The organism is Parafrankia irregularis, from assembly GCF_001536285.1.
GTDB classification, from domain to species: domain Bacteria; phylum Actinomycetota; class Actinomycetes; order Frankiales; family Frankiaceae; genus Parafrankia; species Parafrankia irregularis.
In genome coordinates this window covers 36,863-54,582 of sequence record NZ_FAOZ01000027.1, presented here as the reverse complement: position 1 = coordinate 54,582, position 17,720 = coordinate 36,863, and the positions used below count along the sequence as shown (strand labels likewise).

At 70.1% G+C, this 17,720-nt stretch carries 16 protein-coding genes; 9 read left to right on the top strand and 7 right to left on the bottom strand.

Annotation, left to right across the window (positions count from 1 at the left end):
* Position 1 precedes the first annotated feature (1 nt).
* Together kdpB and kdpA are read right to left on the bottom strand one after the other, a co-directional pair.
* Positions 2-2,227, bottom strand: coding sequence for a potassium-transporting ATPase subunit KdpB (kdpB, locus tag AWX74_RS29255; RefSeq protein WP_091283431.1), 2,226 nt, complete (start codon positions 2,225-2,227; stop codon positions 2-4).
* Positions 2,227-3,936, bottom strand: a complete 1,710-nt coding sequence (gene kdpA, locus AWX74_RS29250) for a potassium-transporting ATPase subunit KdpA (RefSeq protein WP_091283429.1) — start codon at positions 3,934-3,936, stop codon at positions 2,227-2,229. The genes kdpB and kdpA overlap by 1 nt, the downstream gene beginning before the upstream one ends.
* A gap of 403 nt (positions 3,937-4,339) precedes the next feature.
* Between kdpA and AWX74_RS29240 the strand changes: the two genes are divergently transcribed.
* Positions 4,340-6,985 carry a sensor histidine kinase gene (locus AWX74_RS29240; RefSeq protein ID WP_091283427.1) on the top strand — a complete coding sequence of 882 codons (2,646 nt, stop codon included), beginning with the start codon at positions 4,340-4,342 and terminating at the stop codon, positions 6,983-6,985.
* 85 nt (positions 6,986-7,070) lie between these two features.
* On the opposite strand, the gene AWX74_RS29235 is transcribed toward AWX74_RS29240, so the two are convergent.
* The 3 genes from AWX74_RS29235 to AWX74_RS29225 are packed head-to-tail and all read right to left on the bottom strand — an operon-like array spanning position 7,071 to position 8,265.
* Positions 7,071-7,433, bottom strand: coding sequence for a hypothetical protein (locus tag AWX74_RS29235; RefSeq protein ID WP_091283425.1), 363 nt, complete (start codon positions 7,431-7,433; stop codon positions 7,071-7,073).
* Entirely contained in the window at positions 7,430-7,924 is a 495-nt protein-coding gene (locus AWX74_RS29230; protein WP_091283423.1) for a MerR family transcriptional regulator, read from the bottom strand. The genes AWX74_RS29235 and AWX74_RS29230 overlap by 4 nt, the downstream gene beginning before the upstream one ends.
* Entirely contained in the window at positions 7,921-8,265 is a 345-nt protein-coding gene (locus AWX74_RS29225; protein WP_091283421.1) for a hypothetical protein, read from the bottom strand. The genes AWX74_RS29230 and AWX74_RS29225 overlap by 4 nt, the downstream gene beginning before the upstream one ends.
* Before the next feature lie 162 nt (positions 8,266-8,427).
* Between AWX74_RS29225 and AWX74_RS29220 the strand changes: the two genes are divergently transcribed.
* From AWX74_RS29220 to AWX74_RS29210, 3 genes are all read left to right on the top strand, one after another.
* Positions 8,428-8,955, top strand: a complete 528-nt coding sequence (locus tag AWX74_RS29220; protein WP_207550439.1) for a hypothetical protein — start codon at positions 8,428-8,430, stop codon at positions 8,953-8,955.
* A 185-nt stretch (positions 8,956-9,140) separates the two neighbouring features.
* Positions 9,141-9,617: a Chromate resistance protein ChrB gene (locus tag AWX74_RS29215; RefSeq protein ID WP_207550438.1), complete on the top strand. Its 477-nt coding sequence runs from the start codon at positions 9,141-9,143 to the stop codon at positions 9,615-9,617.
* Between the two features lie 14 nt (positions 9,618-9,631).
* Positions 9,632-10,885 carry an MFS transporter gene (locus AWX74_RS29210; RefSeq protein ID WP_207550437.1) on the top strand — a complete coding sequence of 418 codons (1,254 nt, stop codon included), beginning with the start codon at positions 9,632-9,634 and terminating at the stop codon, positions 10,883-10,885.
* Positions 10,886-10,904: 19 nt separating this feature from the next.
* Here the strand turns inward: AWX74_RS29210 and AWX74_RS29205 are convergent, their stop codons facing one another.
* Positions 10,905-11,873 (bottom strand): ATP-binding protein, encoded by a 969-nt coding sequence (locus AWX74_RS29205; protein ID WP_091283418.1) that lies wholly within the window; start codon positions 11,871-11,873, stop codon positions 10,905-10,907.
* Positions 11,874-12,303: 430 nt separating this feature from the next.
* On the opposite strand from AWX74_RS29205, the gene AWX74_RS41640 reads away from it, so the two are divergent.
* Together AWX74_RS41640 and AWX74_RS29195 are read left to right on the top strand one after the other, a co-directional pair.
* On the top strand, positions 12,304-12,663 hold the full coding sequence (locus AWX74_RS41640; protein ID WP_278184663.1) for a YibE/F family protein: 360 nt from the start codon (positions 12,304-12,306) through the stop codon (positions 12,661-12,663).
* A gap of 36 nt (positions 12,664-12,699) precedes the next feature.
* Positions 12,700-13,791, top strand: a complete 1,092-nt coding sequence (locus AWX74_RS29195) for a beta family protein (protein ID WP_091283416.1) — start codon at positions 12,700-12,702, stop codon at positions 13,789-13,791.
* A 200-nt stretch (positions 13,792-13,991) separates the two neighbouring features.
* Here AWX74_RS29195 and AWX74_RS29190 read toward each other — a convergent pair whose 3' ends face one another.
* Positions 13,992-14,204, bottom strand: a complete 213-nt coding sequence (locus tag AWX74_RS29190; protein WP_091283414.1) for a hypothetical protein — start codon at positions 14,202-14,204, stop codon at positions 13,992-13,994.
* A 1,167-nt stretch (positions 14,205-15,371) separates the two neighbouring features.
* Between AWX74_RS29190 and AWX74_RS29180 the strand changes: the two genes are divergently transcribed.
* The 3 genes from AWX74_RS29180 (at position 15,372) to AWX74_RS29170 (ending at position 17,664) form a co-directional block, all read left to right on the top strand.
* Entirely contained in the window at positions 15,372-16,316 is a 945-nt protein-coding gene (locus tag AWX74_RS29180; RefSeq protein WP_091283412.1) for an SPFH domain-containing protein, read from the top strand.
* 23 nt (positions 16,317-16,339) lie between these two features.
* Positions 16,340-16,648: a type II toxin-antitoxin system antitoxin gene (locus AWX74_RS41635; protein WP_091283410.1), complete on the top strand. Its 309-nt coding sequence runs from the start codon at positions 16,340-16,342 to the stop codon at positions 16,646-16,648.
* Between the two features lie 191 nt (positions 16,649-16,839).
* Positions 16,840-17,664, top strand: coding sequence for a GOLPH3/VPS74 family protein (locus AWX74_RS29170; protein ID WP_091283407.1), 825 nt, complete (start codon positions 16,840-16,842; stop codon positions 17,662-17,664).
* Positions 17,665-17,720: the final 56 nt, after the last annotated feature.

Genomic DNA, 17,720 nt, shown 5'->3' with positions numbered 1-17,720 from the left:
TTCAGCCCACTCCCGGGATGAACTGCACAAGCAGGTCGATGATCTTGATGCCGACGAACGGGACGACGATCCCGCCGAGGCCGTAGATGTACAGGTTGCGACTGAGCAGCTTCGACGCACTCGCCGGTGTGTACCGCACCCCGCGCAGTGCCAGGGGAATGAGCGCGATGATGACCAGCGCGTTGAAGATGACCGCGGAGAGGATCGCCGACTCGGGGCTGGCGAGGCGCATGATGTTGAGCTTGTCCAGCCCGCCGTAGACACCGGCGAACATCGCCGGGATGATCGCGAAGTACTTCGCGACGTCGTTGGCGATGGAGAACGTCGTCAGCGCTCCGCGGGTGATGAGCAGCTGCTTGCCGATCTCGACGATCTCGATGAGCTTCGTCGGATTGCTGTCGAGATCGACCATGTTGCCGGCTTCCTTGGCGGCGGAGGTGCCGGTGTTCATGGCGACGCCGACGTCGGCCTGGGCGAGGGCGGGGGCGTCGTTGGTGCCGTCGCCGGTCATCGCGACGAGCTTGCCGCCAGCCTGCTCCTTGCGGATCAGCGCGAGCTTGTCCTCCGGGGTGGCCTCGGCGAGGAAGTCGTCGACGCCGGCCTCGTCCGCGATCGCCTTCGCGGTCAGCGGGTTGTCACCGGTGATCATGATGGTGCGGATGCCCATCCGCCGCATCGCGTCGAAACGCTCCCGCATGCCGGACTTCACGACGTCCTTGAGCTGGATGACCCCGAGGACCCGCGCGACCGGGCCCGACGGGGACTCGATGACCTCGCCGACGACCAGCGGGGTGCCACCCGAGGCGGAGATGCCGTCCACGATCTCCCCGACCTGGGCCGGGACCTGCCCGCCGTTCTCCCGCACCCACCGGGTGACCGCGCTGGCGGCACCCTTACGAACCTGCCGGGCACCCGCGGTGGCGCCGGACACGGACCCGTCGGTGGGCTCGGCGGTGAGGTCGACGCCGGACATCCGGGTCTGCGCCGTGAAGTGCACGAACGTCGCGTGCCGCAGCTCCCCCGGGGTGCGCTCGCGCAGGCCGTGGTGCTCCTTCGCGAACACGACGACCGAACGCCCCTCAGGTGTCTCATCCGCCAGCGAGGAGAGCTGGGCGGCATCCGCCAGCTCCGCCTCACTGACACCGGCGGCCGCGAGGAACGCGCTCGCCTGCCGGTTACCAAGGGTGATCGTTCCGGTCTTGTCGAGCAGCAGGGTGTTGACGTCGCCCGCCGCCTCCACGGCCCGGCCGCTCATCGCCAGCACGTTGCGCTGCACGAGCCGATCCATCCCGGCGATGCCGATCGCGGACAGCAGTGCCCCGATCGTGGTCGGGATCAGGCAGACCAGCAGCGACGCGAGCACGATCCCGGTGATCCCGTCACCGGTCAGGGTCGAGGTGTCCGGCAGTGCGGGCTGCTGCGCCTTGGAGTAGATCGCCAGCGGCTGCAGTGTCGCGACGGCCAACAGGAAGATGACAGTCAGCGCGGCCAGCAGGATGTTCAGCGCGATCTCGTTCGGCGTCTTCCGCCGGTTCGCCCCCTCGACCAGGGCGATCATCCGGTCGATGAAACTCTCGCCGGGCTTCTGGGTGATCCGCACGACGATGCGGTCGGAGAGCACCTTCGTCCCGCCGGTGACCGAGGAGCGGTCGCCGCCGGACTCGCGGATCACCGGCGCCGACTCGCCGGTGATCGCGGACTCGTCCACGCTGGCGATGCCCTCGACGATGTCGCCGTCACCGGGGATGAACTCCCCCGCCTCGACGACCACCACGTCGTTCTGGGCCAGCCGGGGAGCGGGAACCAGTTCCTCGGCCACGGCCTCGGCGGGCCTGCCCGGCGCCCAGCCGACGAGCCGGCGGGCCTGGGTGTCGGTCTTTGCCCGGCGCAGCGCCTGGGCCTGCGCCTTCCCGCGGCCCTCGGCCACGGCCTCGGCCAGGTTGGCGAACACGACGGTAAGCCACAGCCAGGCGGTGATCAGCCAGCCGAACACCGACGGGTCGGTGATCGCGAGGATGGTGGTGAACGCCGCGCCGACCTCGACGATCAGCATCACCGGATTACGCCATAGCGTGCGTGGGTCGAGCTTGCGCAGCGCACTGGGCAGCGACTTCCACATCTGCTTCGGGTCGAGCAGGCCGCCGCCGACCCGGTGTGGCTGGTCCGGGGAGGGCTGCTGCCTGTCGCCCGCGGTCTCCGCGCGCGCGGCGAGAGTGGTGGTGCTCATCAGTGAATCCCTTCCGCGAACGGCCCGAGAGCCAGCGCGGGGAAGAAGGTCAGCGCGACGATGATCAGCGTGACGCCGGCGAGCATCCCGACGAACTGAGGCCGATGCGTCGGCAACGTCCCGGCGGTGACGGGAACCGGCGCCTGCCGGGCCAGGGAGCCCGCCAGACCGAGTACGAAGAGCATCGGCAGGAATCGCCCGAACATCATCGCCAGGCCCAGCGCCGTGTTGTACCAGGTCGTGTTCACGGTGATTCCGGCGAACGCGGAGCCATTGTTGTTACCGGCCGAGGTGAAGGCGTAGAGAACCTCCGACAGGCCGTGCGCTCCGCTGTTGAGCATGCCGGCCCGCTGACCCGGCATCGCCATGGCGATTCCGGTGCCAAGCAGCACGATGATCGGAGTCGTCAGGAAGTACAGCGACGCGAACTTCATCTCCCGTGCACCGATCTTCTTCCCGACATATTCGGGGGTCCGGCCGATCATCAGGCCGGCCACGAACACCGTCACCACGGCGAGGACGAGCATTCCGTAAAGCCCGGATCCGACGCCGCCCGGCGCGACCTCGCCGAGCATCATGTTGAACAGCAGGGTCGCACCTCCCAGGCTCGTGTAGGAGTCGTGGAAGGAGTTCACCGCCCCCGTAGAGGTCAGAGTCGTGGCGGTGGCGAACAACGCCGAGTTCGCGACGCCGAAACGAGCATCCGTGCCCTCGGTCGCCGCACCGACCGCCTCAGGGACCGTGCCGTGGTGCGCTCCCTGGAAGGCCATGTTCACCGCGAGGCTACCCAGCGCGATGACCGCCATCGCCGAGACAATCGCCAGGCCCTGGCGACGATCGCCCACCATGCGGCCGAAGGTGCGGGGCAGCGAGAAGCTGATCATGAGCAGGAGGTAGATCTCGAACAGGTTCGTCCAGGTCGTCGGGTTCTCGAACGGGTGCGCCGAGTTGACGTTGTAGAAGCCGCCGCCGTTCGTGCCGACTTCCTTGATGACCTCCTGGCTGGCCACCGCCCCGCCGGTGATCGCCTGCTCGCCGCCGGCCAGGGTCGACACGACCCGGGTGCCGTGCAGGTTCTGGATGGCCCCGCCCGCGATCAGAACGATCGCCCCGATCACGCAGATCGGCAGCAGGATGCGCACGATCGTCCTGGTCAGGTCGACCCAGAAGTTACCGATCTCATCCCCGGTGCCGACGACGCTGTCCATGCTGCCCGGCCCGGCCGCGACGGGTGCCCGGCGGCGCGCAAATCCGCGGACCACCGCGATCGCCACCGAGATCCCGACCGCGGCCGAGGCGAAGTTCTGCACCGCCAGGCCGACCATCTGGGTGAAGTGCGACATCGTCGACTCACCGGAGTAGGCCTGCCAGTTGGTGTTGGTGGTGAAGCTGACGGCCGTGTTCCAGGCAAGCGCCGGCGAGACTCCGGAGAAGCCCAGATCCCATGGCAGATGGTCCTGGACACGCTGCATCAGGTACAGGAAGAGCACCGACACGGCGGAGAACGCCAGCACGCTGCGGGCGTAGACGGTCCACCGCTGGCCCACGTTCGGATTCACGCCGGTCAGCCGGTAGATCGCCCGCTCCACCGGCAGGTGCTTCTCACTCGAATACACCCGGTACATGTAGTCGCCGAAAGGCCGATACGTCGCCACCAGCGCGGCGACCAGCAGCACGACAACCAGGATTCCCGCGGTCGTGGTCGACACTAGAAACGCTCCGGGAACAGCAAAGCCGCGATCATGAGGATGCCCAGCCCTATCGCCAGAACGAGACCGGCGATGTTCTCCGCGGTCACAGCCGCTCGACCCCCCGCAGAACAAACGCCAGCAGCGCGAAACACCCAAGTGTCAGCGCTACGTACACCACGTCGAGCACAAGCCCTCCTCTACAGCGACAAAGGCCGTTCCCGCCCGGACCGCCACGAACGGACGGCCGGGCGCGCGGCGTCGCTTAGTAAAGCGCGATCGGTCCCGGTTTTGGCGATCACTCACAGGTTTCTAACGGGGACGCGGCACTTTCTAACAGAACACTAACGGCGATCATGAAAATTGCCGGATGAGGCGGTCGCGGGGCCTTCCGGGAGAGTGCCGCCGACAGCACCATGGGCAGGTGACACGAGGAACTCTGCGGATCTACCTGGGTGCCGCGCCCGGGGTCGGGAAGACGTACGCGGCGCTCGACGAGGCCCACCGCCGCGCGGAACGGGGCACCGACGTCGTGGTCGGCTTCGTCGAGACCCACGGCCGGCCGCGTACGTCCGCGATGCTCGACGGCCTGGAGATCGTTCCGCGCCAGATCCTGGAGTACCGGGGCGGCTCGTTCACCGAGATGGATCTCGATGGCATCCTCGCCCGCCAGCCCCAGGTCGCGTTCGTGGACGAACTGGCCCACACCAACATCCCGGGCAGCCGGCACGAGAAGCGTTGGCAGGACATCCAGGACCTGCTCGCCGCCGGCATCGACGTCATCTCCACCGTCAACGTCCAGCACCTGGAATCGCTCAACGACGTCGTCGAGACCATCACCGGCGTCCCGCAGCGCGAGACCGTGCCCGACGAGGTCGTCCGCCGCGCCGACCAGGTCGAACTCGTCGACATGGCCCCCGAGGCACTGCGTCGCCGGATGGCGCACGGCAACATCTACGGCCCCGAGAAGGTGGACGCCGCCCTGGCCAACTACTTCCGCGTCGGCAACCTCACCGCGCTACGTGAGCTCGCCCTGCTCTGGCTCGCCGGGAAGGTCGACGACCAGCTCGACCGCTACCGCACCGACCACGGCATCGGCGGCACCTGGGAGACCCGCGAGCGCGTCGTCGTCGCGCTCACCGGCGGCCCCGAGGGCGACACCCTCATCCGCCGCGCCTCCCGGATCGCCGCCCGCAGCAAAGGCGCCGACCTGCTCGCCGTCCACGTCGCCCGCTCCGACGGCCTCACCGGCGCCGACCCCTCCGCACTCGCCCGCCAACGCACGCTCGTCGAAAGCCTCGGCGGCAGCTACCACCAGGTCATCGGCGACGACGTCCCCACCGCACTCCTCGACTTCGCCCGCGCCGAGAACACCACGCAGCTCGTACTCGGCGCCAGCCGCCGCGGGCGCCTCGCCCACATGCTCAGCCCCGGCATCGGCGTCACCACGACCAGCCTGTCCGGCCCGATCGACGTCCACCTGGTCACCCATCCCGAGGCCTGGGGCCACCGACCGGCCCGAACCGGCGCCGAGGAGGAGGCGCCCCGCCGAATCCGCGGCTGGCGGCTGCCGGACAGCCGGTCGGCCCTGGAGCCGCGCCGACGGATCCTCGGCACGCTGCTCACTCTGGCGCTCGTCCCGGCGCTCACCGCCGGGCTCACCAGCATCCGCGGCACGTTCAACCTGACCACGGAGATGCTCGCCTACCTGCTGATCACCGTCACGGTGGCGCTGGTCGGCGGATTCGGCCCCGCGCTGTTCTGCGCGATCGCCAGCTCGCTGCTGCTCAACTACTACTTCACCGAGCCGATCAACACCTGGAGCATCGCGGACGGCGACAACGTGCTGGCCCTGCTCGGCTTCGTCCTCGTCGCCGGGCTGGTCGGCCGGGTCGTGTCCACCTCCGCGCGGCGCTACGGGCAGGCCGTGCGTGCCTCCGCCGAGGCCGCCACCCTCTCCACGCTCGCCGGCAGCGTCCTGCGCGGTGAGAACGCCCTGCCCGCCCTCCTCGCCCAGGCCCAGGAGACCTTCGGGATGACCTCGGTCACGCTGCTCGAACGCACCGACGACGACCAGACCAGCAGCGAGTGGCGCCCCGTTATGACGGTCGGAGACGATCAGGCACCGGCGGGGACCGGCGCCCGCCACGACGGCGACCGCGTCAACATTCCCGTGCGCGACGACCTGTGCCTCGCGCTGACCGGGCGGTCACTGCCCGCCGCCGACCGGCGGATCCTCACCGCCTTCGCCGCTCAGGCCGCTGTCGCCCTCGACCAGCACCGACTCCGCGAGGCCGCAGCCGAAGCGGCGCCCATCGCCGCGGCCGACAAGGTCCGCACCGCCCTGCTCACCGCCGTCAGCCACGACCTGCGCACCCCACTCGCCGCAGCCAAGGCCTCCATCAGCGGACTACGCGGCCACGACATCACCCTCACCGACGACGAGCAGGCGGAGCTCCTCGCCACCGCCGACGAATCCCTCGACAAGCTGACCCGCCTGGTCGAGAACCTGCTCGACATGTCCCGCCTGCAGGCCGGCGCGCTGAGCGTCTTCCCCCGCCCCATCGGCCTCGACGACATCGTCCCCCCTGCGCTCGACGAGATCGGCCCACCCGCCAACAAGATCATCGTGCAGGTCTCCGACGACCTGCCCGCCGTCCATGCCGACCCGGCCCTGCTGGAACGAGTGATCGTCAACCTCGTCGCCAACGCCCTGCGCCACGCCCCCGCGGGCACCCCACCGATCATCACCGCCAGCGCCCTCGCGGGCCGCGTCGAGCTGCGCGTCATCGACCGCGGGCCCGGCATTCCCCCCGCCCAGCACGACAACGTCTTCCAGCCGTTCCAACGCCTCGGCGACCACGACAACACCACCGGCGTCGGCCTCGGCCTCGCGCTCTCCCGTGGCCTCACCGAAGCCATGGGCGGCACCCTCACCCCTGAGGAGACACCCGGCGGCGGGCTCACCATGGTCCTGTCCCTGCCCGCCGCCCCCAACCCGGTCATGGCACCGCAGGACGCCCCCGGCCAACCACCCGCGCAGGAACCGGAACCGTCCGTCGGACCGTGAGGAGCGGTGGTCGGCGGGCTGGTCGCGGCAGGCGTCACCCCTCATCCGCAGACGGCCCGACGACCCCGTACGGTTCTGTCGGGGGTCAGCAGGCGCGTCCTCCGTCGCAGCCACAGGACCTGCCGGCCGCGGTTCGCTCGGCGATCCTGCGGCGTTGGCGCCATCCCAGAAACAGCACCGCGAGGACGGCCAATGCGATCGCGGCGCCGCTCAGAGTCTGGTTGATCGCGGCGGCGGTTCCGGCGGTGAGCAGTCCCACGCCGACCAGGAGCGGCAGCGAGCAGCACGCGGCGCAGGCGAGTATCGCCAGCCGCATCGACATGGCAGCCCGGCGCGACGTCCGGGATCGGGCTGAGGAAAAGGGCTGCTCCGAGGCTGTCCGGATCTCGAACGGTCCCGCGGCGGTCGGCGACACGGTGGTCCGGGGGTCGGTGGGTGTGGCGGTCACGGTTCGCTCCTCGTGCGGGCGGCGGGGCTGGGCGAGATGGCTGGGCCCGGTGGGATGGTTTCGGAACGGCCGGGTGGCCGTCGGGCGATCTCGATGTAGGGCAGGGGGCAGTCCGGGCAGGTGCAGTCGGTGAGACTGTCGCAGCCGGCCTCGACCACGCCCACCAGCGCGGCTCTGATCGTTTCCAGGTCGCGGATCCTGCTGTTGATCTCGTCGAGTTTGGCCAGTGCGCGTTCCTTCAGCGCCCCGGCGGGATGTCGGCGGCGGCCGGTGTCGAGCAGGTCGGCGACCTCGTCGAGGGTGAACCCGAGCCGCTGCGCGGCCTTGATCACGCCGAGCAGGGTCACCGCGTCAGGTGGGTAGAGCCGGTGCCCGCCAGGGGTTCGTTCCGGTTCGGCGAGCAGCCCTCGCCGTTCGTAGTAGCGCAGGGTCTGGGGGTTCACCCCGGCCGCGGCGGCCAGCTCACCGGAACGCAGCCCTTCCCCGATCATCGGGCCGCAGGTGCGGCTTCGGCGGCAAGCGTGGCCAGGCCGTCGAGTACCGCGGTCTGTGTGTCAGGCACCTCGACGTCGAGGACGACCTGGTCGCCGGCGGGAGTCACGGTGAAGGTGAAGAACGAACAGCACCGGCTTTCCCGGTCAGTCAGGTCGCGGACGGTCTCCTTCAGCCCGTCACGTCCGGTCAGGGTCAGCCGCAGATGGCGGGCGTTGACGCGTTCCGTCCGGTGCAGGGTGGCCGCGAACAGGGCGTCGAACTCGGCGATCCGCAGCGGCCGGGCGGTACTCGGCAGCGTGCAGGCGTCCATGTACGGCACATCTCCGGTGGAGGACATCGGGCTTCTCCTGTCAGGCCTGGTCGCGCCGTGTGCCGGCGTTCACGCCTCGACGGTAAGGCTGTACCCGGGTACCGGATGCAAGCCCGCGGACCTGCCGGTCTCAGCGCGGGGACGACCGGGTCAGGATGAGCGGACAGCTGTGGTGGGCCGGGCAGGACGGTGCCTCTCGCAGCCTTCGCCGTCCTCATCGTGCTGCCACTCGGCCTGGCCTGGACGGTCCAGGCGTGGGCTGCCCGCCGCCGCAGTGGACGAGCCGTCATGGCCGGGGCGGGAACACTCATGGTGCCGCTGATGGTCGCCACCCTGGTCACCGTCGTCGCCTCCCAGATTCCTGAACTGGACGACAACCTCGCCGACCTCGTCGGGCTGGTGCCTTTCGTCGGGCTGGTGCCTTTCTACGTACTGTTCCTGCTGGTGGTGGCCGGCGCCGGGCTCGCCGTCGCCCGCCTGTTCCGTCTCGACGTCCCCGCCAGCCGGGCGATCGTGTTCACCGGCGCCACCCGCAACTCCCTCGTCGTGCTCCCACTCGCCCTCGCTCTGCCCGACCACCTCGCCTTGGCCGCCGTCGCTGTCGTCACCCAGACCCTCGTCGAGTTCGTCGGCATGGCCGCCTACGTCCGCGTCGTTCCGCGGCTGCTCCCTACCGGCGGGCGCGTGTCAGCCGCGCCGGCCCCGCGACCGCCGTGACGACCTTGGCCAGGCGATTTCCGCTGTCGCTAACGGGAAGCGGACACTCAGGGCCTACCAGTTATCCGACAGCACTGATCGTTTTTGTAACCGCTGATACATTTTGAAGCGTGACGGATGCCGATCGGGAGAGTCGTTGGCTCGTCCTTGTGATCAAAATGCCGGCGGAACCATCCCGGCATCGGGTGGCAGTCTGGCGGGAACTGCGCAGGATCGGCGCGCTACTGCTCGGCCAGGGCGTGTGGGCCGTGCCGGACGTACCGGTTTTCGCCGATGGCATCGCCAACGCTCTCGCGCAGACCAAGCAGGCCGGCGGGCAGGCCCTGGCCCTGAACGCAGCCGGGCGCGGCCCCGAGGACGTCGCCCGCTTCCAGGCACTGTTCACCGCCGCACGGTCCGCGGACTGGGCGGAGTTCCTGGCCGACTGCGACAAGTACGGCGCAGAGCTGGCCAGGGAGATCAGCACCGCCAAGTTCACTCTGGCCGAGCTTGAGGAGGAGGAGCAGTCCCTGGAGCGGCTGCGGCGCTGGCACCGCGACCTGACCGCGCGCGACGTCTTCGGCGCGCCGGAGGCGGCCCAGGCCGGCATACGGCTCAGGGAGTGCGCCGCCGCCTGCGAGGACTACGCCGAGCGCGTCTTCCGCGCCCTGCACGACCGATGACCCGGCCAGCACCGATGACCCCGCCAGCGCACGCGCATCCGGCTCCCCCGCGGCAGATGTGGCCGCTGTACGCGGCGGGGTTCACCACCGCCTTCGGCGCCCACGGCATCGCGGCCAATCTCGGCGGCTTCTCCGACGACGCGGTCACCTCGCTGCTGGTGCTCGGCGGGCTGCTCGCCCTGTACGACGGCGCCGAGGTGCTGCTCAAGCCTCTGTTCGGCAGCCTCGCGGACCGCATTGGAGCCCGCCCAGTGCTGCTCGGTGGCCTGGTGGCCTTCGCCCTCGCCTCCGCGCTGTACGCCGTCGCGGACAGCCCCGGCTGGCTGTGGGCCGCCCGCCTCGGCCAGGGCGCCGCGGCGTCGGCCTTCTCACCGTCGGCCTCCGCCCTGGTCGCCCGGCTCAACCCCGCCGCCAGACACGGCCGGGCCTTCGGCTCCTACGGCTTCTACAAGTCGATCGGCTACACCCTCGGCCCACTGCTCGGTGGAGTGCTGGTGTGGGCCGGCGGCCTGCGGCTGCTGTTCGCGGTCCTCGCGGCGCTCGGCGCGGCGGTCGCCCTGTGGGCCGCGCTGGCCGTGCCCGTCGTACCGCCGCTCCCCAAGACCCGACAGACGGTACTCGATCTCGCCCGGCGGCTCGCCGACCCGACGTTTCTCGCCCCGACCGGAGCACTGGCCGCGGCGACCGCGGCCCTGTCCGTCGGGGTCGGCTTCCTGCCCGTCACAGGCCGGGCGGCCGGGCTGGGCACCCTGGCCACCGGCGCGGCGGTGTCCGTGCTCGCCGCCTGCGCCGCGCTCACCCAGCCACGGGCCGGCCGCGCCCTCGACCAGAAACGTCTCACGACCCGCGCCGGCCTGGCCGCGGGACTGGCGATCACCGCCGCCGGCCTCGCCGCCGCCATGCTGCCCGGCCTGACGGGCGTACTCGCCGGCGCCACCCTTATCGGCGTGGGCACCGGCCTGATCATGCCGCTGGGCTTCGCCGCGCTGGCCGCAGGCGCCCCCACCGAACGCCTCGGCCAGACCATGGGCTCCGCCGAACTCGGCCGCGAACTCGGCGACGCCGGCGGCCCGCTGCTTGTCGCCGCCGTAGCCTCCCTCACCACCCTCACCTACGGTTTCGCTGCCCTCGCGGTCCTCCTCGCCGCCGGCGCGACACTCGCCCTGGCCCACCGCGGCGGCTCGGCCCCCGCCGGGCCGAAAGGTGATGGCCTGACACCGTCCGTTGATCGGCTACGGCCGTCGAACCGCAGGAACTTCCTCCGATAGAGATGGCCATCGTCCTCGCTCAGACGGCCGCCGTCAGTACGGCCCGGGCGTCCAGCCTGAAGTCGGGGTCGATCTGGCAGGACAGGTCGGTGCCGACCGCGTCGTTCGCCCAGGAGCGGGCGTTCTTCACATGAAACTCGATCATCTGCCGGTGCAGACGGTCCCAGTCGCGCTTGGTGCCCTCGATGGCGGCGACGATGCAGTCCAGGGCCGCCACGTTGGCGGCTTCCAGAGCGACCGCACCGGCCGGGCTGCCCTGTTCCTGGGCCCGGACCGCGGCCGACTGCTCCAGGTGGACGAGCAAATCGTCGCCGACATGGTCACGCAGGAACGCCACGTCCCGCTCGTCATGGATCTTGTTACCGATGACGGAGATCGGTATGCCGTGATCGGCGGCATACCGGCGGTACTGCTCGTGGACGGCGACGCCCTTGCGGGTGGGCTCGGCGACGAGAAAGGTCCGGTCGAAACGAGTGAACAGCCCGGAGGCGAACGCGTCCGCACCGGCGGTCATGTCGACGACAACATGCTCGTCGGGCCCGTCGATCAGATGGTTGAGCAGGAGCTCGACCGCGCCGACCTTGGAGTGGTAGCACGCCACGCCGAGGTCCTCCTCGGTGAACGCTCCGGTGACCATGAGGCGGACCCCGTTCGCGTCGACGCTGAGCCGCTCGTGGATCGGGCTGGGCCCGGTGACGGTGAGCAGCCGTGAGCCGTGGCCGGGCGGCGTCGTCTTGACCATCTCACGGGCGGACGGGATACGCGGGTTGTCACCGCGCAGGTAATCCTTGATCAGGTCGAGATGGTCGCCAAGCGTGGGTATCGACGCCGCGAGGTGCTCGTCGAGGCCGAGAGCAACCGCCAGGTGCTGGTTGATGTCGGCATCCAGGGCCAGCACGGCGCGGCCCTGGCCAACGAGGTGGCGGGCGACGAGCGAGGACAGCGTGGTCTTCCCGCTGCCACCCTTGCCGACGAAAGCGATCTTCATGGCGATGTTCCTCGATGTCGTGGCGGCGCTGCCGCGAATCAGGTCGGACGAACACGAATCAGGTCGGACGAACAGGGAGCCAGGGACGCCGGCAGGCCCGCCCGGAGCGCACGGTGCCAGGGCCGCCCGCGAGCGCCCCGTGGCGCGCACTCACCGCAAGGATAACGGTATTCATTTTCGATAGCCCGACAGGTGCGCGACCGCCGGCGCGGAACAGGGACGGGCCGGGCATCCGGCCGACGCCGTCCCCGGCCGGGCCCTCGCCCGCGGCAAGAACCGGCCGGCCCGCGGGCGGAACCGCCCGGTCTTCTGGGTGGACCGATAGGGAGGGGTTGGGTGTCGGTGTCGACGTGACACCAGGAGCCGTGTCGGCCGTGTCCGCGACGGCCGGAGGGGATTGTGCGCTTGGGGGGTGTCGTCGTGAGGCGGCGTGCGGCGATCGCGGTGGTTAGGGGTACCGAGGCGAGCGCCCATCGGCTGGATCGCGTTCCTCGCCGCCGCCGTGGTTGTCGCGGTTGCCCGTTGGCGCGGGCTGGCCGCGCTCGTCGGCCTCGTCCTCAGCTATCTCGTGATCGTCAGGTTCACGCTGCCGTCCCTGCTCGACGGGCATTCTCCCGTCGCGGTCGCCCTGACCCCGCGACGTAGTAGGTCGCAAGATCGCGGGCGGATCGGGTCGCGTCGTAGACGAGAGCCAGCCCGGCGCCGTCGACGAGGAAAAGGTCGACCCGGGGGCCAAATACCAGAAGTGGCAGAGCCGTCACGAAAGGCGTGGAATCCTGTTACTGGATGAGTAGACCTGATCCCCGAACGCGACGGGAGATCTCCTGTGGCTGGTGGATTGCGGTATGTGCCGATCCTGCTGGCGAGAGGTGGTGAGCGGGAAGCTCTCCGGGAGGCGTCCCGCCAGACGCGTTCGGGAATGATCCCGATGCTGGTGGCCCCGCCCGTGCCGAGGGACTTCAAGACGAAGGAGCCGAAGAACACGGTCGGCAAGCACCTCGATAACCTGCTCCTGGGCATCGCCGACAGTTGGACCGGACCGGCGTTCGTCGATCTCAGGCACTTCCGGAACGAACGGTCGGGTGTGGGCACCCACCTCCTCGGGGCCTTTGTCGACGACCTCGCCCAGTTCGGCCTCGAGCCCATCCCAACGACGTCTCTGAACCAGACCGAGCTCTACAACGCGGCCGTCGCCGAGGTGAATCACCGACACGGGCTGGGCGTCTGCCTCCGACTGCCGCCGGACGAGTGGCCGTCCGTCGACAACGGGGCCAGGCTGACCAAGCTCCTGGCGTTGTTGCGAGTCGCACCTGGTGAGGTCGACCTCGTCCTTGACCTGGGCACACACGTCAAGGCTGATCCCGGCCCGCTGTCGGACGCGTTCAGGTCCGAGCTGCTCGGTCTTCCGTTTCCCACTGGTTGGCGCAGTGCCACCATCGCGGGCACGGCTTTCCCCTCGAGCCTGTCGCACGTGCCCGCCGGCCTCTCACCCATCGACCGGACGGAGTGGGCGGCCTACCGCGCAGTCGTGGCGAGCCTGCCCGACCGGCCGCTGGCATTCGGCGACTATGCCGTCGCGAACCCGGACGCGGACGCCGACCCGCCGCCTCGGTGGGCTTCTCAGAAGGCCACACTGCGCTACACGAGTGACGGCCAGTGGATCATCGGTCGGAGTATCGACCTGTTCCGGGGCCGCCACGGAATAGGCAAAGGCGCGGTCGCGATGAGCCCGGTCGCCGGCCTACTGTACAGATCGCCACACTTCGCCGGCCGTGAGCACTGTCCTGCCGACCGCTGGATCGCGGGGGTCGCCGAAGGCCGGGCGACGGGCGGAAACGGGAAGACCTGGCGCCGGTACGGGACCCTGCACCATCTGACGACGGTGAGCGAACAGCTCGCCGGCCTGTTCGGCTCCTGAATCGGGTGCACGTCATCGCGGTCTTCAGCACACCCGGAGCCGGAAGGCGTTCGGATGTGACCGCCGCCGTGCCGCCGCGACGGAGAACAGCGCCGCGGTGCTCACGGGCAGATCGCCACGTGCGAACGCCGACGCCTTCGGAAACGGCCGGCCGGCTGACTCAGCCTGCCTCCGGGACGTTCCGGCGGCAGGATCCGCCGTCAGGGAACGTAGGCGTAGTAACTGGGCCCGCCGATGGTCACGACGACCAGGCCGACCGAACCGTTGTAGATGGTCGAGCCGAGGTAATGCTCACCTCCGTCCCACCGGTAGACGTCGATCTGCTCGTTGTAGTTCCCGCCCAGCGAGGTGGAGTGGCAGCTGCCGTTCGGGATGATGAAAGTGGACAGGCCACCCCGACCGGGGAAGCTCACAAAAAATCGTAGCCCCCGTTCGAGCACAGAATGAGCTGGCCGGGGGCGGCGGCCGACGCCGCTGTCGCAGGTCCAGCCAGTGCGGCCAGGAGGGCCAGCGCCGCCAGAACGACGACGCGGCGCGCCGAAAATAGCCTTCGCATTCTTCGTCAATCTCCTTTACCTCGATCTCGGCCCCGCGGGGCCCCACACATCTGACACGTCACTCGAATGCCCGAGGGTTCAGCGATCACGGGCCACATGAATCGTGAGCGTGATCACAGAAATGGCGGGAATGGAGGTGTTTCCGGTGCCGCGACGGGCGCCGCTGGCCCAATCTGTGACGCGATGCGAGGCGACGCGATGCGAGGCGACGTGAATCGAGGCGACGGGACGTGGTCGCTGATCGTGGACGGGGCCGCGCCACCCGACGCAGGTGAACCACGTGGAACTCTCGACGGGGCCTTCGGCCCGCGCCCAGGGACGGCTGCAGGTCACGTTCAGGCATCCAGACCACGTTCAGGTATCGGCGTCGCCGGCGAGCCCTGCGAGATCCACGACACCCGACGCCGCGGGTGCAGCGAGAGCCGTGGCCGTTGCCCAGCCCCGGCGGAGCAGCTCCACGTCGCTGCATGGGCCAGCCTTTTCCGAGACTTCGGGTACGCCCCGTTGGCCGGGCGGACGTCCACCCGTGTGGCCAGGCGTTCGATCAGGTCCCGTTCGCCGGTGGCGAGCCCGTGCCGGGTGGTGTTCAGCGCACCGGCCGCGGCACCAAGCCGCGATGCCCGGTCCCAGGTCAGCGCAGCGGGCCAGCGCGGCCGCCACACCGGCTGTCATGGAATCACCCGCGCCGCGGTGGTCGAGCATGGTGAACCGAGGTGCGGGCGGTGACCTCCCCGTAGCGCTTGCGCACCCCGTCGATCTCCAGCCGCCTGTCCGCCATCCGTCACCTCCGGCTGCCCTCCGCATGGTGGACGACGTCATCGCGGCGAGTTAAAGTGATATCACTTTGATATCAGAGTGGTCACGAGGCGGGCCACAAGGCAGATCACCGGATGGATCACGGGGCGGGTCACAGGGCCACGCCTCGGCCCGCAGTCACCCGGACAGACGAGAAAGTGCGTCCGGTAGGGCCGGCGCTACGGGCGCGTCCCCACAACGTTCGACCAGCCACGCCTGGAGGCGAAGATGACCACCGAGGCACCACGAAGCGGGACCGATCACGTTGTCGACATGCCCGAACCGAACGTCCGTGAACATCCCGCTCACGACGTCTCCGGGCTGTTTGCCCTGGTACTGAGCCTGGCGGGATCGCTGATCTGCCTAGGAGCCGCCGTTGTCGGCATCGTCGTCGCCGCCAGTGGACACCCCGCACCGGGGGTGGTGCTCATCGTCGTCGGCCTGCTGGGCCTCATCGCCTCGATCGTCGCCCTGTGCGGCCTCACCGCAGTGGCACCGGGTGAGGCGCGTGTCGTCGCACTGTTCGGGCGGTACACCGGAACGATCCGCACCACCGGCCTGCGCTGGGTGAACCCGTTCACCACCCGGCACAAGGTCTCCACCCGGATCCGCAACCACGAGAGCGGTGTCGCGAAGGTCAACGACGCCGACGGCAACCCGATCGAGATCTCCGCCGTGGTCGTCTGGCAGGTGGAGGACACCGCCCAGGCCGTCTTCGAGGTGGACGACTTCGTCGAGTTCGTCGCCATCCAGTCCGAGACCGCCGTCCGGCACATCGCGACCAGCTACCCCTACGACGCCGCACCCGAGATCATGTCGCTACGCGACAACGCCGAGGAGATCACCGCGAAACTCTCGGGCGAGATCGCGGCCCGCGTCGCCTCCGCCGGAGTCCAGGTCATCGAGTCACGCATCACCCGCCTGGCCTATGCACCGGAGATCGCCCAGGCGATGCTGCGCCGCCAGCAGGCCGGAGCGGTCGTGGCGGCCCGGTCACGCATCGTCGAGGGCGCGGTGGGCATGGTCGAGGCCGCGCTGACCCGCCTCGACCAGGAGAACATCATCGACCTGGATGACGAACGCAAGGCGAGCATGGTCAGCAACCTGCTCGTCGTTCTGTGCAGCGAACAGTCGACCCAGCCGGTCATCAACGCCGGATCGCTGTACACCTGAGCGAGGAAAGCCAGTGAGAGCCCGTGGCTGAACGAAAGAAAATCCTGCTGCGGCTCGACCCCGCCGTGCACGACGCGCTGGCACGCTGGGCGTCGGACGAGCTGCGCAGCACCAACGCCCAGATCGAACACCTGCTCCGCGCGGCACTCGCCGACCGAGGCCGGCTACCGCGGGACGTCAGCGCCCTCCCCCGCCGCGGTCGCCCTCCACGCATGCCCGCCACCCATCCCGAAGCCGGCGACCGGGCGGCAGAGGGCAACCAGGATGCGGAGCACGAGCGGAATGCGGAGCAGGACCGGGCGGCGGAGCAGGAACCGCCAGATCACATCTAGCCGGCGCACGCCCGTCCACACGAACCCGCCCGCTTGCATACCCCTCCGCTGCACGCCTGCGGGCGCCCGTCCGGCTGAGAAAAATGAAGGCGGTCTGAAAGCAGGGCCTCACCGCTGCCGGACGGATCGGCCGACACCGCGACCGCCGGGCCGCGACCACCCGCCGGACACGACCAAGGAGGAAGAGATCCGTGGAACCGCCGTCGTCCCTGCCTGCCCAGCTGTTCCTACTCGCCTACGACCTGGAGCACAACCGTATGCACAGGTCGCCCTACCTGGGCCTCTCCCTGCGTGCGGCCGCCCTCACCGACCTGCTGCACCAGGGGGTGATCGCCGACGACAACGGCCGGGTCCTGCTCGTCACCCCCTCCGGCGGCACCTCCGCCGCACACGGCCCAGCCCGGCACAGCCCGGCTCGGCGCGGCGCAACCCAGCGCGGACGGAGCCCGCACGGACGGGGCCCGCAGCCCAGCTCGGCCCGTCCAGGACGGCCACCGAGCAGTGCGGGCGCCTCGTCCACCGACCCGCTGCACGCGAAGCTGATCACCGAGATCGCGGCGTCCGGCCGCGAGCGGTCCTGGCGATACTGGGTGGGTCGGCGGCCTCGCGGCACCGACCGGATCGTGCGGCAGCACCTCGCGGACGGCGGCTGGATCAGGCTGGAGCACCGCCGAATCATCGGAATCATTCCGGCGACGGGTGTGACGGTGCGCGACCGGGTGATGGTGCTCCGCCTCCAACACGCGGTAGACGAAGCCCTCCGCGGCACCCCTGGCAGCAGCCGTAGCCGCAGTCCCGGCCGCGCCGCCGTTGCCGGCGCCGGTCACACTGCCGATCCGGCCCCGGCGAGCCTGGCCGCGCTGCTCGCCGCCGGCCAGATCGGCGCACTGCGCGGCCGGCGGGTGCGCCGCGAACTGCGGCACCGCCTGGCCGCTGTGGAGATGGTCGCGGGCCCGGCCGTTCCGGCTCTACGTGCCGCGGTGCGCTCACAACAATCCGCGGCCGCCGCCGGCTGAGTGAGGTGAGCTCGCCGCCGCCTGGACCGCCACTTCCAGCACACGGCCGACGGTAC

Coding starts and splice junctions, on each gene's coding strand:
- AWX74_RS29180 (WP_091283412.1), top strand. CDS start 15,372: ATGACCACCGAGGCACCACGAAGCGGGACCGATCACGTTGTCGACATG.
- AWX74_RS29210 (WP_207550437.1), top strand. CDS start 9,632: ATGACCCCGCCAGCGCACGCGCATCCGGCTCCCCCGCGGCAGATGTGG.
- kdpB (WP_091283431.1), bottom strand. CDS start 2,227: ATGAGCACCACCACTCTCGCCGCGCGCGCGGAGACCGCGGGCGACAGG.
- AWX74_RS29205 (WP_091283418.1), bottom strand. CDS start 11,873: ATGAAGATCGCTTTCGTCGGCAAGGGTGGCAGCGGGAAGACCACGCTG.
- AWX74_RS29225 (WP_091283421.1), bottom strand. CDS start 8,265: ATGTCCTCCACCGGAGATGTGCCGTACATGGACGCCTGCACGCTGCCG.
- AWX74_RS29230 (WP_091283423.1), bottom strand. CDS start 7,924: ATGATCGGGGAAGGGCTGCGTTCCGGTGAGCTGGCCGCCGCGGCCGGG.